We start from the raw sequence: 14,175 nt of genomic DNA, 5'->3' as shown, positions 1-14,175 counted from the left end.
TGCCGAAAGCGGCCATCTTAGTAAATCCCTGGGGTATATTACAAAGACGAGACTATCAGCGGGTATTTAACAGAAGGTTTGAACGCGCCAGCCCAAGTTGAATTTTGTTGTTCACCTTTGCTTGAGCCGGCGTCGTCCCATGAGCGCCTACTTGCGATAGGAATGGCCCTCGGCATCGAAGAGATGCGGCTTCTGCCGGTCGGCGGCGAAGCGCATCTTCTGGCCCCGGTGGATATCGGCGATACCGGGGATCTTGACGATGATCGGCTCGCCATCGACCAGGCCTTCGATATAGAGCTGCGTCACCTCCCCGAGCGCCTCGACGATGGAAACCTCGCCTTCGAAAAGATAGTCGTCACCGGTCGCGATACGCAGGTCTTCCGGACGCACGCCGAAGCTTGCCGTCTTGCCCTTCTCGGAGGCTGCCGTCTGAATGTCGAGCGTCACCGACTTGCCGCCCGTCAGCGTCACGGTCGTCGTCGCGCCGGCCTCGGTGACGGTGGCGGGGATGATGTTCATGGCCGGCGAGCCGATGAACTTTGCGACGAACAGGTTGGCCGGGCGCTCGTAGAGTTCGAGGGGGGCGCCGACCTGCTCCACGCGGCCGGCCGACAGCACGACGATGCGATCGGCAAGCGTCATGGCCTCCACCTGGTCGTGGGTGACGTAGATCATCGTCGTATCGGGCATGGAGTCGCTGAGCTTGGCGATCTCGATGCGGGTCGCGACGCGCAGGGCCGCGTCGAGGTTCGACAGCGGCTCGTCGAACAGGAAGACCTTCGGATTGCGGCAGATGGCGCGGCCGATGGCGACGCGCTGGCGCTGACCGCCCGAAAGTGCTTTCGGCAGACGCGCGAGATACTGCGTGAGCTGCAGGCTTGCCGCCGCCCCGCGCACGCGGCGGTCGATCTCCTGCTTGCTTTCGCCGGCAATGCGCATGCCGAAGGCCATGTTGTCGTAGACGGTCATATGCGGATAGAGCGCATAGGACTGGAAGACCATGGCGATGCCGCGCCGGGAGGGCGGCACCTCGTTCACCTTCTGCCCGGCGATCATCATATCGCCTGAGGTGATGCTCTCGAGGCCGGCGATCATGCGCAGCAAGGTGGATTTGCCGCAGCCGGACGGACCGACGAAGACGATGAACTCGCCCTCGTTGATCTCCAGATCGATGCCGTGCAGCACATGCACGCTGCCGTAGGATTTCTTGATATCCTTCAGAACAAGTCCCGTCATTATGCTCCTCCTCCCAAAGGTCAGGCAAGACGCGCGAAATAAGCGCTCCAGGCCGGAATATCGATCTTGTTGCCGTAGTTGTTGCTGGTGAAGCCGTGTCCCGTCAACACCTGCCAGTTCCCGTCAGGCAGAGCCACCATCGCTTCGACAGGGCTCATGTTGAAGGCGCAAAGAATGGTCTCGCCGGCATAAGTGCGGCTGTAGACGAGCACGTCGCCCTGCGGCTCCCAGAACGCGATCTCGCCCTTGGCGAAGGCCGGATGCTGTTTGCGGAAGGCGAGGAAGCGGCGGTACTGTTCCAGCACCGAAGTCTCATCGCCCTGCTGGACGCTGACGGCGCGCAGGATGTGCTCGACCGGCACCGGCAGCCAGGGCTTGACGGTGGAAAAGCCGCCCTGCGTAACCTGGCTGTCCCAGACCATGGGCGTGCGGCAGCCATCGCGGCCCTTGAACTCCGGCCAGAATTGAATGCCGTAAGGATCCTGCAGGTCCTGATAGGCGAGATCGGCTTCCGTGAGCGCCAGTTCCTCGCCCTGATAGAGGCAGACGGAACCGCGCAGGGTCAGCAGCAGCGCCGCATAAAGCTTGGCGAAGGCATCGCGATCGGCGACCAGATTGCCCCAGCGGCTGATATGGCGCACGACGTCATGATTGGAGAACGCCCAGCAGGCCCAACCCTCGGGAGCGGCCGCTGCAAAATCCTTCATGACCTCCTCGACGCGATCTGGCGACAGCGCGTCCGGCGACAGGAATTCGAAGGCGTAGCACATATGCATCTTGTCGCCGCCGGAGGTGTACTCTCCGACGATCTCAAGGCCGCGCTGGCTGTCGCCGACTTCGCCGACGGCGGCGATGGCCGGATATTCGTCGAGCACGGCACGGAAACGCTTCAGGAATTCCAGGTTCTCGGGACGGTTCTTGTCGTAGAGATGCTCCTGAAAATTATAGGGATTGACCGCCGGCGCGGTGGAGGCGTTGCGGCGCGCGGGCTCCAGCGCCGGATTGTCGCGCAGTTCCTTGTCGTGGAAGTAGAAGTTGATCGTATCGAGGCGGAAGCCATCGACACCGCGGTCGAGCCAGAAACGCACGACATCAAGCAAGCGCTCCTGCACTTCGGGATTGTGCAGGTTCATATCCGGCTGCGAGGTCAGGAAATTGTGCAGGTAATATTGCATGCGGGTCGGATCCCACGCCCAGGCCGAGCCGCCGAAGATCGACAGCCAGTTGCTGGGCGGCGTGCCATCCGGCTTGGCGTCGGCCCAGACGTACCAGTCAGCCTTGGGATTGTTCTTGCCCGAACGGCTTTCGACGAACCAAGGATGACGATCCGAGCTATGTGACAGCACCAGATCGATCATCACCTTGATGCCGAGGCGATGGGCTTCCGTCATCATCGCATCGAAATCGGCCAGCGAGCCGAAGATCGGGTCGACGTCTTCGTAATTGGAGACGTCGTAGCCGAAATCACGCATCGGCGAGGTGAAGAACGGCGAAATCCAGATCGCGTCGACACCGAGTGCTGCGACATGCGGCAGACGGACGGCGATACCCTTGAGGTCGCCGATGCCGTCGCCGTTGGAGTCCTGATAGGAGCGCGGATAGATCTGATAGATCACCGCGCCGCGCCACCAGTCCTTGTCAACTTCCGAAGCCGATTGAAGAGCAATGCTCATGCTGAATGGGTCCTGTGTGAGTATGTGTTTTTGTATCAGCCCCCCTTCACCGACCCGGCAAGCAGACCGCGCACGAGATAGCGCTGCAGACCGAAGAAGACGAGGAGCGGAATAATGATGGTGACAAAGGCCGATGCCGTCAGAATCTCCCAATTGCCGCCGCGCGAGCCGAGCAGCGCGTTGAGAGCGGCTGTCAGGACCAGGTGGTCCTTATCGGTGCCGAGGAACACCATGGCGATCAAGAGGTCGTTCCATACCCAGAGGAACTGGAAGATCGCGAAGGAGGCAAGCGCCGGGAACGACAGCGGCAGGATGATCTTGACGAAGATATCGAAATCGCTGGCGCCGTCGACGCGGGCGGATTCGATGATCTCCTTGGGTAGGCCGGAAATATAATTGCGCAGCAGATAGATGGCGAGCGGCAGGCCGAAGGCCGTATGCGCCATCCAGATGCCCGGATAGGTCTTCGACGGTACGCCGAAGATCTGGCCGATCTCGTTATAGATACGCAGGAGCGGGATCAGTGACATCTGCAGCGGCACGACGATCAGGCCCACGACGAGCGCGATCAGGATCGCGCGTCCGGGAAACTCCATCCAGGCCAGCGCATAGGCCGCAAAGGCGGCGATCAGGATCGGAATGACCGTCGCCGGGATCGTCACCGTCAGCGAGTTGATGAAGGACTGGCCGATGCCCTCGCCGCCGAGCACGCCGCGGTAGTTGTCGAGGGTGAATTGCGGCGGCGTGGCGACGGTCAAATAGACCCGCTTGGCGCGCGCATCGGCTTCAAACGCGCCGCTCTTCTGATAGCGGTAGCTGCCGTCGGCGTTGATGGTGAGGGTCTCGCCGTTCTCCAGTTGCGCAGGCGAGCCGGCCTTGTAGGCCGCCGGCTCCTGCACGCGCAGACCGAAGGACTGGATCTTGCCGCCGCCTTCAACAGTAAGCGCGCCTGATATCACGAAATTCGCGCCATCGGGCTTTGCCTTGTCCGGCCCGTCGAGACGGGCGGCCGTGGTGCGCGAGGAACCGGCAAACGCCGTCCACCAGCCGGAAGCGACGATCTGATCCCTGTCGCGCAGCGCAGTGACGAAGATGCCGAGCGTCGGCAGCAGCCAGAGGAGGACGATGAGCAGCACCGCGGCATGAACGAAGATGCGGGCGGGACCGATACGACCGAGATTTCCAATCATGTCAGCGCCCCTTCGTTTCTGCGTTTGCACGACGGATGTTCCAGATCATGATCGGCGTCACCGCGACCATGATGACGAGCGCTATGACGGCACTTCGGCCGGAATCGCCGCCGCCGCGGAACAACCAGTTGAACATCAGGTTTGCAAGGACCATCGTGTTCCACTGACCGTTGGTCATGGTGAGCACGATATCGAAAACCTTGAGGACGAGGATGGTGATGGTGGTCCAGACCGTGGCGATCGTGCCCCATACCTGCGGCACCATGATCTTCCAGAAGATCTGCCAGCCATTGGCGCCATCGATGACGGCGGCTTCGATGGTTTCTTCCGGAATGCCGCGCAGGGCCGCCGAGAGGATGACCATGGCAAAGCCGGTCTGGATCCAGATCAGCATCACCATCAGGAAGAAGTTGTTCCAGAACGGAATGGTGATCCAGACCTCCGGCGTGCCGCCGAAAAGCTTGACGATCGCATTCAGGAGGCCGATCTGCGTGTCGGTGCCGCCACGATATTCGTAAATGAACTTCCAGATGACCGAGGCGCCGACAAAGGAGATCGCCATCGGCATGAAGATGACCGCCTTGGCGATATTGCCCCACCAGATGCGGTCGGTCATGACGGCGATGACAAGGCCGAAGAAGGTGCAGGCGGCCGGCACGACGGCAAGCCAGAGGATGTTGTTGAAGATCGATTGGCGGAATTCGGTGTCGTTGAGCGCCCAGAGATAGTTGGCGCCGCCGACGAATTTGCTGCCGTCCGGTCCATAGAAGGACAGGATGAACGTCGCCACGACGGGATAGACGAGATAGACGACCAACAGGAACAGCGCCGGCCCCAGGAACAGCCAGGGGCGGATGAGACCGCGGCGTCGAAGGTTGACGGCCGCCCGATGGACGTCATCTCCTTCCCTTGCCGGGAAGATCAAGTCCAAGAGCTTGTTGGAGAACCAGAAATAAGCGGCGCAAATGGCAACGCCGAATATCATGGCGCCAATCGCCGATACGATCTGCGAAAACATCCATTCCCTCCCCGAATTTACCTGCTTTAAGTCCATCAGTCCGGCATCGGCCGCGCATAGGGGCGCGCCGTTATATGTTGTTTGGCGCCGCCGGCTTTGACCGGCGGCGCTGGACTATGATGTCTTACTTGATGGCGTCCCAGGACTTCTGAACACCGTCGGCAACGTCCTGGGCAGACTTGCCGCCGACAAAGTCCACCATACCGGTCCAGAACGAGCCCGCGCCGATCTTGCCCGGCATCAGGTCGGAACCGTCAAAGCGGAAGGTGGTCGCCGAAGTCAGGGTCTCGCCTTCCTTGCGCAGGGTGTCGTTGGCGTAAGCCGCGGTATTGACGGCCTTGTACGGCGTCAGGAAGCCGGACTGCGCCATCCAGACCTCCTGGGCGATCGGCGTCTGCAGGAACTGGATGAAAGCGCGCGCAGCCTTCGAATCCTTGGTAACGGCTGCCAGCGTGCCTGCGCCGAGAACCGGCTTGCCGAGTTCCGGATGCGCGGCGAAGGGCGGGAAGTAGAAGAAGTCCGCATCCTGGCCGAGCTTGGTGCCTTCCGGGAAGAAGGACGGGATGAAGGATGCCTGCTTGTGCATGTAGCACTTCGGCGGAACCGTGAAGAGGCCCTTCGGGCTGTCGCGGAAGTCGGTCGAAGCCACGGCGGCCACGCCGCCGGCGACATATTTCGCGTTCTTGGCGAACTTGCCGAATTCCTCGACGACCGAGACGACCTTCGGATCGTTGAACTTCAGCGAGTTATCGACCCAATGATCATAGTCCTGCGGCGCGTTCATGCGCAGCATCAGGTCTTCGACCCAGTCGGTCGCCGGCCAGCCGGTCGCACCGCCCGAACCGAGACCGATGCACCAGGGCGTGCCGCCATCCTTGACGATCTGGTCGGACAGCTTGAGCAGGTCCTCCATCGTTGTCGGAACCTTGTAGCCGGCTTCCTCGAAATTCTCGGGCACATACCAGACCAGCGACTTCAGGTCGGCTTTGTAGGGGAAGGCATAGAAGGCATCCTTGCCGTCCTTGCCCTTGTAGGTGCCGTAGCCGACCCAGCTGTCGCCGGCGCCGTAGTTCGTCTTGACCCAGCTCGCGAGATCATCGCCGAGCGGCGTCAGATAGCCCTTGCTGGCGAGGTTGGCGAGAAGGCCCGGCTGCGGGAGGATGGCGACGTTCGGCGGCGAACCGGCCTGCGTATCGATGACGATCTGCTGCTCGTAATTTTCCGAGGACGAATATTTGGCGTTCACGCCGGTCGCTTCGGTGAAGTAGTTCAAGACGCTGGTGAAAAGGGCTTCGTCCTCGCCGCGCCAGGGGCCGAAGATGGTCAGCGTCTCGCCCTTCAGGTCGGCATGCGCCGTCTTGAAGTCGTCATAGCTCTTCCAGTTGAACTTGGAGTCCTGGCCGGGCTGGAACTTCAGATCGGCCGCCATCGCCGTACCGGCCACCAAGGCGGCGGCAGCGACGGTCATCAGAAACATCTTTTTCATGCGGTTGTCCTCCCAAATAACGAAACCCATGAGCCCAAACACAATTTTGTGCTGCGCGCCCCATTCCTCAAAGCGCTTTGGCTACATCTCTCATCCATTGGGAGCGGGAGAAAGTCAAGCGATTTTCAATTTCGGGCTAATATTCACGGCATATCTCGCGCTGCAGCATAAAATAGGAGGCGATATTTTGCTATTTATCTTGTCTCGAGCGCATCGCCTGCTACATATTAAAAGCGCTTTGGATGCTGGCGATATTCGGGAGGTGTGCTGGCAGCCGAGCAGTCTGGAATTGGAGGAGCCGAAATTCGTGAATCTGAAGCAGCTATCGCAAATGCTCGGGCTGTCGCAGACGACAGTCAGCCGGGCATTGAACGGATATCCGGAGGTTAATCGCGAGACACGCGAGCGCGTTCTCAAAGCGGTTCGGGAAACCGGCTATCGTCCCAATAAGGCAGCTCAAAGACTTGCGACCGGCAAGGCGGGCTCGATCGGGCTTGTCATGCCGACTTCACCCGGCAATTCCTCCGACGCGCATTTCTCGGAGTTCCTGACCGGTCTCGGCGAAGAGGCCCTGCGGCACGATTTCCATTTCGTGCTGACGCCCGCGGATCCGAATGATGAGGTCGGCGCGTTAAGACGGCTCGCGGCCAGCGGTAATGTCGATGCTCTCTTCGTCAATTATATGCGTGGCCATGATCCGCGCCTGGAAATGCTGAAGTCTCTGTCCATGCCTTTCCTCGTGCATGGACGCTCGATCGGCTCCGAACCGGATTATCCCTTCCTCGACATCGACAACGAAGCCGCCTTCTATGATGCCACGAAGCTGTTGCTGCAGCTCGGACATCGGCGCTTCGCCCTGTTGAACGGCCCGATCTATCTCGACTTCGCCATTCGCCGGAAGAACGGCATGGAAGCGGCCCTTGCCGAACGTGGCCTGGCGCTCGATGAGGCCTGCACCAGCCACTCGCCGATGACCGACGAGCAGGGCCTGTTCGCCATGGAACGCATCCTGCAGATGGAGAAGGAAAAGCGTCCGACGGCGGTGCTCTGCTCCAGTACCGTGCTGGCGCTTGGCGCCGTTCGCGCCATCAACCAGGCTAGGCTCAAGCTGGGTGAGGATATTTCACTCATCGCCCATGACGACGTGCTGACGCTTTTGAAGCCGGAAAGCTTCACCGTGCCGCTGACGACGACCCGCTCGTCGCTGCGTGCTGCGGGCGTGCGCATCGCCGAGCGACTGATCGGCGAAATCAAGCATACGGAGACGTTTCCGGCCCAGGAACTATGGAAGGCCGAATTGATCGTGCGCGCATCGACCGGCGTCGCGCCGGCCGATTGATTTGGTTCAAAACTTCGGCGGTTTCTTTCCTGCGGCGCGGTGGGCTGCAATGACGGTATTGGCCATCAGCATGGCGATCGTCATCGGGCCGACACCGCCCGGAACCGGCGTGATGGCGGCAGCGACATCGGAGGCCTCGGCATAGGCGACATCGCCCACCAGCCGGCTCTTGCCCTCGCCGCGCTCAGGTGCATCGATGCGGTTGATGCCGACATCGATGACCGTCGCGCCCGGCTTCACCCAGTCGGCCTTCACCATCTCAGGCCGGCCGACGGCGGCCACAAGGATATCGGCGCCCCGCGCCACGGACCGCAGATCCTTCGTCCTCGAATGCGCCGTCGTGACAGTCGCATTGGCATTGAGCAGCAATTGCGCCATCGGCTTGCCGAACAGGTTGGAACGGCCGATGACCACAGCGGTAAGCCCCGACAGGTCCTCGCCATGGATCGAGCGCACCAGCAGCATGGCGCCGGCCGGCGTGCAGGAGATCAGCCCTGTCTCAAGATCGCCGGTTGCCAGCTTGCCGGCATTGACGACATGCAGGCCGTCGACATCCTTGTCCGGCCGGATCGACTGGATGATCGCATCGGAATCCAGATGCTTCGGCAGCGGCAGCTGCACGAGAATACCGTGGATCGACGGATCGTCGTTCAGCGACCGTACCAAACCAGCAAGCGCTTCCTGCGTGGTCTCGGCCGGCAGCGTCTGCTGGACCGACTTGAAGCCGCATTCCTTGGCCATCTTGCTCTTGGAATTCACATAGGCATGGCTGGCCGGATCATCGCCGACGATGACGACCGCAAGCCCGGTCTTCAAGCCGCTCTCAGCCTCAAGCCCCGCCGCCGCAACCTTCACAGCTTCGATCACCGAAGCCGCCGCCTTCTTCCCGTCGATCACTGTCGTCACGCTCGTCTCCCGATCATGAATTCGGTGGCAATCTACAGACCATCGGCCCGGCATAATTGCCTGCTAACGCCCTATGGTGTCTGAAAGCGGTAATTGCAAGGGAAAACCAAGTGGCGGTCAGCCGTGTTCCTGATGCCTGCGCACCGCATAGATCTCGACCTTGGCACGCAAGGACGCAAGCTCGCGCTGAATGCGGACCCATTCATCCGCAACGTCAGGCCCGCTTCCGATTTCGGGAACAGCCGCCGGCGGTTCAAGCGCGATGGCGGGCAAAGGCGGAAGCGACATGTCGCTATCCCGATGGAAAGAAGGCATGGCCGGCATGACGCCGTCGTCAGCCATGTAGTCTTCCGCAGCTTCAGCACCGGCAAGCCACCTGCGCAGAAATATCGCGCCAAGTGCCATGCCAAGGGCGGCCAGGAAACTGATTGCCTGGTTGCTCGCGAGATGATCGTCCAGCGGCAGAGCCGACGCGACGGCTTGCGAAATCAGCGTCAACGGCTGTTTGGCCTCCGGCACTGACAGGGTGGCATTCTGCTGATCGGCCTCATAGCGGCTCTTCGCGACGGCAGCTGCATCCTGCAACTGCGCGAGGCTGATGACATCGACATCGATGTTTTTCTGGCTGAGGGCCGTCATCTCAGCCGAGAGAGCCCTCTGCTTTTCGACGGCCGCCTTCACATCCGCATCGCTACTGACGACAAGCCGCTGCAGTTGGCTGCGCATGTTGGCGGCAAGATCGTCAACCGTTGCCTGCTGCGCAAGCAAGCGGGGATGGCGCGGACCGAGCTGCGAAAGCTGGGCCTTGGCGGCACTATAGCGGCTGCGCAGGTCGTCGAGTCCGGCGGAGGCTAGATCGCCCGGCAAGGCGCCGCTCAGCACGGAGGCCGGCGTGGCCGACTTGACCGACGCAAGGCGGGACCTGGCCGCGCGCACTGTCAGCTCGGCCGCCTTTATTTCACCGTCCAACTGCTGACGCTGCTGCTGAAGCGCCAGCGCCGCCGCGATCTTGTCCTCGCCATGTCGTGCCTTGAACTCGGCCAGAGCCGCAGATGCGCGATCGAATTCCTTGCGGCTGCGATCGGCTGCCGTCTCGAGCCCGAGCGACGTGCCGGCCGCCTTTGCGACGGCGGCATCGTAGAGGGTGGCGCCAGCCAGACGATTGGCAATATCGGCCGATCTGGCGGGATCGCCGCTCATCACGGTCAATCGCAGCAGACCTGTCTGGCCGTCGATGCCGACGGCAATGCTCTTGCGAAGGGTCGCCTGGGCGCGCGAGGGCGCATCGGAGGCGTTGCCGCTGCCGGACAGGAGCTCGGCGGCAACACCGAGGGCGCCCGCCCGACTGCCGGTAAATTCCGGATCGTGGTCGAGCTTCATTCTGGCGACGACGTCGGACAGCACGGATGGCGCGACGGCACGTTTCGCCGCGACGTCGAGCAATGTCTGCCGTCCGCCGCCCTCGCCTTCCGCATGCAGGACGGCCTGCGACATATAGAGCGGCGGCGACGCGAGCATTGTCGGGACGGCCGCTCCCGCCAAGGCGGCTATAATGACGAAACCGAGAGAGCGGATACCGGGAGACCAGCGGCCGGCACGAGGCCGATGCTCGGCAAGATTGGGGATCGCAGTCTGCGAGGGAAGTTCCGGCACTGCTTCGAGCAGGTCGGGCACGAATTCCAGCAGATCGGGCACGGGCTCGGATGCCGGTTCCCGCGTCTGTTCGTGTTCCGCGTGGCGGAACATCTGGGCGTCTTGGATATGAGCCAAGGCGGGCCGATAGTCCGATGGCCCCGCGCCCACCAGTCCCCCTCGCCCCGAGACCGGATAAGGATCGCCATCAAGCGCCCTGCGCAGAATGGCGCGCAGCTCAGTATCGCGCGGGTCGTCCGAATTGGCGGCTCGCAAATGGGCTGTGCGGCGCAAGCCATCTTCGCCCCGACGGGGAGAGACGTGCCGGCCCGGCCCGCGCGACACCTCGAAGGTTTCCGCATCGTCTGGGTAAAATCCGGGCCTGGCTTTGCTTTCAAACATGGCGGGCTATCTCGCGCACATGGTCGGAGACCAATGCAATGGTTAACCCACTCTAAACTTTCATGCCAAAGAAAGAGTTAACGCCGCGCCCCGCGAATACCGGCACGGCTTAGCACTTTTCTTGAAATTGCTCTAACTTGCTAATTTATCCGGAGGGGCGATACGCCGCTGCGGCAGCTGTTGCGGTTCAGCGTGAAGGACACGCCCCTCGCGGCCGAACTGATGCCTGATGACCTGATAGAGGAAAAGCGGCACGCCCAGAACATAGCGTCGCCACAGCCTGCCCGGCTCAAGAACCAGACGGAACAACCACTCGCTGCGCACCGCGCGCACGAGCGAGGGAGCTCGCGGCACGGTTCCGGACACGAAGTCGAACAGCGCGCCGACGGTCAACACCAACCGCGCATGCTGCGGTCCGACATGTTCGGCGACCCACTTTTCCTGCAAAGGCGTTCCCATGCCGACGATCAGCACATCGATCTTCTGCCGGCCGATTTCCGCGGCAACGGCGTTGCTTCTCGCGGGATCGAAGAAACCATCGGAAACGACAATGAACTCGTGCCACGGCGCATGCCGGCGAAATTTCTCCGCCGCATTTTCGACAACCGAGCGCTTGCCGCCCAACAGGCCGATCCGCTTCGGCCGCTCCATGAACGTCAGCAGCGCCGGCACGAAATCCGTGCCGTTCAAGTTTGCCGGGAACGGCTCACCATGAGCGGCGCGCGAAGCGATATCGAGGCCAACACCATCCGGGAGCACCAGATTGCGCTCGAGGACGTTGCGATAGTTTTCGTCACGCAGCATCACCAGCATGTTATGGGCATTCACGAAGGAGATCGCGGTCTGTCCGACCGGCAGGGATGCAAGCTCATTGACGAAGGTCAGGGCATCGTCCCAATCGAGATCGCAGACCGGCAGATCGAAGATCATGCGGCGTGACGCTGCGGCGGCAAAATCGGCAACCTGGTTCAATCCAACAACCTCCTGCCCGACATCGCAAATGCGCATGATGCCGGGAATAACAAGGCTCATGCCTCTCACCGTTCATCGGTGCGGCGACTACGAGGCGTCACTGGGAGGAGTTTATAGCAAGATAAATCCAACTTTCCGTTAGGATGGAAAGTGGGATTTATCGGAAACAATCAAGAATTCATTAATGGTATCGCCGGCCCTGCAGCCTTTGAATGGAGCGGCACCCGCAAGGCCAGGACGCCACTACTCCAGCGGCACCTTATCCTTCGCCGCGTCCTGCACGATCTTGACCGGCTTGACCGTTTTCCTGCCGATGCTCTCCCCACCATGGGTTTCTTCCTTGGAGAGATAGTCAAGCTGTTCGATCAGCACGTCGGCGACATAGTCGCCGCCGAGCCGCTCGTTCATCCGCTTCTTCAGGTCGCTGCGAAAGGCGGCAACGTCGAAGTTCTGCGTGTGGGCAATGTCGATCGCCTTGTTGCCGATCAGCAGCGAAAAGAGTTCGTCCGTCGTCAGTTCCGGCAGGGGTATCTGAAGCGCATTCGCCTTGCCCTTCTCCATCATGAAGGAGATGCGCGTCAGGAAATAGCCGGTCACCTGGCCGTTGGCGATGACGGGAACGTTGATCGATTCGCCCTTGATCAGTTCCTGCTGCGCCTTCTTGGCGTCGTCAGGGCTGATCGCGGGCGCCGTCGCCACCTGCACCGAAAAATAGACCGAGGCCAATGTCACGGCGCAGACCCACAGGCCGGTGAGAACGAGCTTGATCATCCGGCCTCACGGACGCGGAATTGCTCCTGCGAATAGGTGCCGTCCGCATCGGCGTTCTGCACGGCGTTCTTCAGAATGTCGGCAACGGCGCGCACGGCCTCGAGATGGGCTTCGACGCGGCGGGCGTTCAGAACGAGCTTCTTCTTCAGATCGTGCAGCTGCTCGATATGCGCGGCGGCAAGATCGGCCGGCTCGGTATCGCGAAACAGCATCGACAACTCATAGAGGCAGCGGCTCTTATGGGTGTTCGATACCTTGAGATCGAATTCCGGGTCGGTGCCGATCCGGTTGTTCTCATTGTCGATAATCATCTCCAGGCGGCCAAGGACAGACTTGATCCGATAGTCCTGCGACATCATTTCCATGTTTGCTACCTCGCTCATGCTTTCTGGGACGTCAAATTATTCTGATTGGTGATGCTGGCATTGCCGTCATTATCGGCATCCGCGGCGGCGAGCGTCTTGCGCTGAAAATCGGCAACCGCGCTCAGAGCCATCTTCTTGTCGTTTTCATCGGTCGCGGCGTTGATGGCACCGGTATTGCGCATCTTGTCGACCTGTTCCTTATACATCTTCTCGGCAATGCCGACGCCGCCACTCTTGGCGAGCGTATTGCCCACTTGCTCGGCCATCATGCCTTTCCAGATCTCGCCGGCCGAACCCTTGCCGTAGAGCGTCTCGCTGCTCGGCAGCATGTTCTTCACGAAATTCTGCAGCACCATCGCTTCGAACTTGCGATAGGCCTGCGGCACCTTCGTCCCGGCCACATGCGTGTTGGCATTGGCAAGGCCTGCCTGGGTGGCCGCGCTGTTCATCGCATCCACCGTCGCGCCGAAGCCGGTGCCGTTCTCGGCGAGGCTCGTGGCGGCAAAGGCGGCCCGGTTGGCGGCAAGCTTGGCCTGCGCAGCCTCGACATCGGCCGGATTGGCGGCCTTGACGACATCGAGGACCAAATCACTTGGAGGCGAAATAGCCACGTCACGTCTCCTTCTGCTATCGCACACCCTGAAGCCACACGCAGTGCGGCAATCGAATCAGGGCATCGAATCAAAACTTCGGAACAGGCCGGCAACCCAACGATGCGCATCCTGTTCCATGATCGCGGCGATTATGGTTTTTGAACCTTGCTGGAGGCTGGCGTTGCGGCGGCTAAGCGCTGATCGATGATGTCGTAGACCGCATTGTCGTCGGCCTCCCGCGTTTCGAGCTCGCGGGCATCCTTCATATGCTCTTCGAGCCGGTCGGCCTTGGTGCGCTCCTGCTGGACCTTCATCTGGATGAGTCTCTGGATGCTTTCCAGCTGCTGATCCTTGATCATCAGACGGCCGTAGCGTTCGGCATAGTGGATCGAGAATGCCATGTGCACGGGATCGACCGAGCCGATCGCAACCATGACCCGCTCCATCGATTCCGTGACTTCCGCGCGCTGGCGGGTCGTATCGGCAAGCTCGTTTTCCGCTATCCGCTCCAGATGGCGCTGCACCGCGACCAGGCGCTTCAGTTTTTCAGAACGTTTTTTTTCCGCCATCGCCTACCTACCCACCGGCTGCC

General features: G+C 61.2%; 13 protein-coding genes. 1 reads left to right on the top strand and 12 read right to left on the bottom strand.

Translation table 11 applies throughout. The features are described from left to right. Positions 1-147: 147 nt before the first annotated feature. The 5 genes from ugpC to CCGE531_RS03930 form a co-directional block, all read right to left on the bottom strand. Positions 148-1,236, bottom strand: coding sequence for a sn-glycerol-3-phosphate ABC transporter ATP-binding protein UgpC (gene ugpC / locus CCGE531_RS03950; RefSeq protein WP_120663014.1), 1,089 nt, complete (start codon positions 1,234-1,236; stop codon positions 148-150). A gap of 20 nt (positions 1,237-1,256) precedes the next feature. Continuing rightward, on the bottom strand, positions 1,257-2,909 hold the full coding sequence (locus CCGE531_RS03945) for an alpha-glucosidase (RefSeq protein ID WP_120663013.1): 1,653 nt from the start codon (positions 2,907-2,909) through the stop codon (positions 1,257-1,259). Positions 2,910-2,944: 35 nt separating this feature from the next. Next, on the bottom strand, positions 2,945-4,099 hold the full coding sequence (locus CCGE531_RS03940; protein ID WP_120663012.1) for a carbohydrate ABC transporter permease: 1,155 nt from the start codon (positions 4,097-4,099) through the stop codon (positions 2,945-2,947). Between the two features lies 1 nt (position 4,100). Continuing rightward, positions 4,101-5,117 carry a sugar ABC transporter permease gene (locus CCGE531_RS03935; protein ID WP_120663011.1) on the bottom strand — a complete coding sequence of 339 codons (1,017 nt, stop codon included), beginning with the start codon at positions 5,115-5,117 and terminating at the stop codon, positions 4,101-4,103. Positions 5,118-5,241: 124 nt separating this feature from the next. After that, positions 5,242-6,603 carry an ABC transporter substrate-binding protein gene (locus CCGE531_RS03930; RefSeq protein ID WP_120666462.1) on the bottom strand — a complete coding sequence of 454 codons (1,362 nt, stop codon included), beginning with the start codon at positions 6,601-6,603 and terminating at the stop codon, positions 5,242-5,244. 307 nt (positions 6,604-6,910) lie between these two features. Between CCGE531_RS03930 and CCGE531_RS03925 the strand changes: the two genes are divergently transcribed. Then, complete coding sequence (locus CCGE531_RS03925; RefSeq protein ID WP_120666460.1) at positions 6,911-7,942, top strand: substrate-binding domain-containing protein; 1,032 nt, start codon at positions 6,911-6,913, stop codon at positions 7,940-7,942. A gap of 6 nt (positions 7,943-7,948) precedes the next feature. Here CCGE531_RS03925 and folD read toward each other — a convergent pair whose 3' ends face one another. The 7 genes from folD to CCGE531_RS03890 all read right to left on the bottom strand — a co-directional run bounded on the left by folD (position 7,949) and on the right by CCGE531_RS03890 (position 14,152). Then, a complete protein-coding gene (folD, locus tag CCGE531_RS03920) occupies positions 7,949-8,848 on the bottom strand; it encodes a bifunctional methylenetetrahydrofolate dehydrogenase/methenyltetrahydrofolate cyclohydrolase FolD (RefSeq protein WP_120663010.1) in 900 nt (299 codons plus the stop codon). Between the two features lie 117 nt (positions 8,849-8,965). Next, positions 8,966-10,882 (bottom strand): succinoglycan biosynthesis transport protein, encoded by a 1,917-nt coding sequence (locus tag CCGE531_RS03915; protein ID WP_120663009.1) that lies wholly within the window; start codon positions 10,880-10,882, stop codon positions 8,966-8,968. A 132-nt stretch (positions 10,883-11,014) separates the two neighbouring features. After that, entirely contained in the window at positions 11,015-11,854 is an 840-nt protein-coding gene (locus tag CCGE531_RS03910; RefSeq protein WP_120666458.1) for a WecB/TagA/CpsF family glycosyltransferase, read from the bottom strand. Between the two features lie 243 nt (positions 11,855-12,097). Further along, positions 12,098-12,625 carry a hypothetical protein gene (locus tag CCGE531_RS03905; RefSeq protein WP_120663008.1) on the bottom strand — a complete coding sequence of 176 codons (528 nt, stop codon included), beginning with the start codon at positions 12,623-12,625 and terminating at the stop codon, positions 12,098-12,100. Next, the gene (locus CCGE531_RS03900; RefSeq protein WP_120666456.1) at positions 12,622-12,990 is read right to left on the bottom strand and encodes a hypothetical protein; all 369 of its coding nucleotides are present in this window, start codon (positions 12,988-12,990) and stop codon (positions 12,622-12,624) included. Before CCGE531_RS03900 ends, CCGE531_RS03905 begins: the two co-directional genes overlap by 4 nt. A gap of 14 nt (positions 12,991-13,004) precedes the next feature. Continuing rightward, a complete protein-coding gene (locus CCGE531_RS03895; protein ID WP_120663007.1) occupies positions 13,005-13,601 on the bottom strand; it encodes a rod-binding protein in 597 nt (198 codons plus the stop codon). 131 nt (positions 13,602-13,732) lie between these two features. Next, a complete protein-coding gene (locus CCGE531_RS03890; protein WP_120663006.1) occupies positions 13,733-14,152 on the bottom strand; it encodes a hypothetical protein in 420 nt (139 codons plus the stop codon). Positions 14,153-14,175: the final 23 nt, after the last annotated feature.

Origin of the sequence: Rhizobium sp. CCGE531 (genome assembly GCF_003627795.1) — a bacterium.
In the GTDB taxonomy this organism is placed as follows: Bacteria; Pseudomonadota; Alphaproteobacteria; order Rhizobiales; family Rhizobiaceae; genus Rhizobium.
The sequence above is the reverse complement of the archived record's forward strand: the minus strand, read 5'-3'. Positions and strand labels throughout refer to the sequence as shown.

Bases quoted from the DNA above. Each gene is read 5' to 3' on its own strand.
- ugpC (WP_120663014.1), bottom strand. From the start codon at position 1,236: ATGACGGGACTTGTTCTGAAGGATATCAAGAAATCCTACGGCAGCGTG.
- CCGE531_RS03945 (WP_120663013.1), bottom strand. From the start codon at position 2,909: ATGAGCATTGCTCTTCAATCGGCTTCGGAAGTTGACAAGGACTGGTGG.
- CCGE531_RS03940 (WP_120663012.1), bottom strand. From the start codon at position 4,099: ATGATTGGAAATCTCGGTCGTATCGGTCCCGCCCGCATCTTCGTTCAT.
- CCGE531_RS03935 (WP_120663011.1), bottom strand. From the start codon at position 5,117: ATGTTTTCGCAGATCGTATCGGCGATTGGCGCCATGATATTCGGCGTT.
- CCGE531_RS03930 (WP_120666462.1), bottom strand. From the start codon at position 6,603: ATGAAAAAGATGTTTCTGATGACCGTCGCTGCCGCCGCCTTGGTGGCC.
- CCGE531_RS03915 (WP_120663009.1), bottom strand. From the start codon at position 10,882: ATGTTTGAAAGCAAAGCCAGGCCCGGATTTTACCCAGACGATGCGGAA.
- CCGE531_RS03905 (WP_120663008.1), bottom strand. From the start codon at position 12,625: ATGATCAAGCTCGTTCTCACCGGCCTGTGGGTCTGCGCCGTGACATTG.
- CCGE531_RS03900 (WP_120666456.1), bottom strand. From the start codon at position 12,990: ATGGAAATGATGTCGCAGGACTATCGGATCAAGTCTGTCCTTGGCCGC.
- CCGE531_RS03890 (WP_120663006.1), bottom strand. From the start codon at position 14,152: ATGGCGGAAAAAAAACGTTCTGAAAAACTGAAGCGCCTGGTCGCGGTG.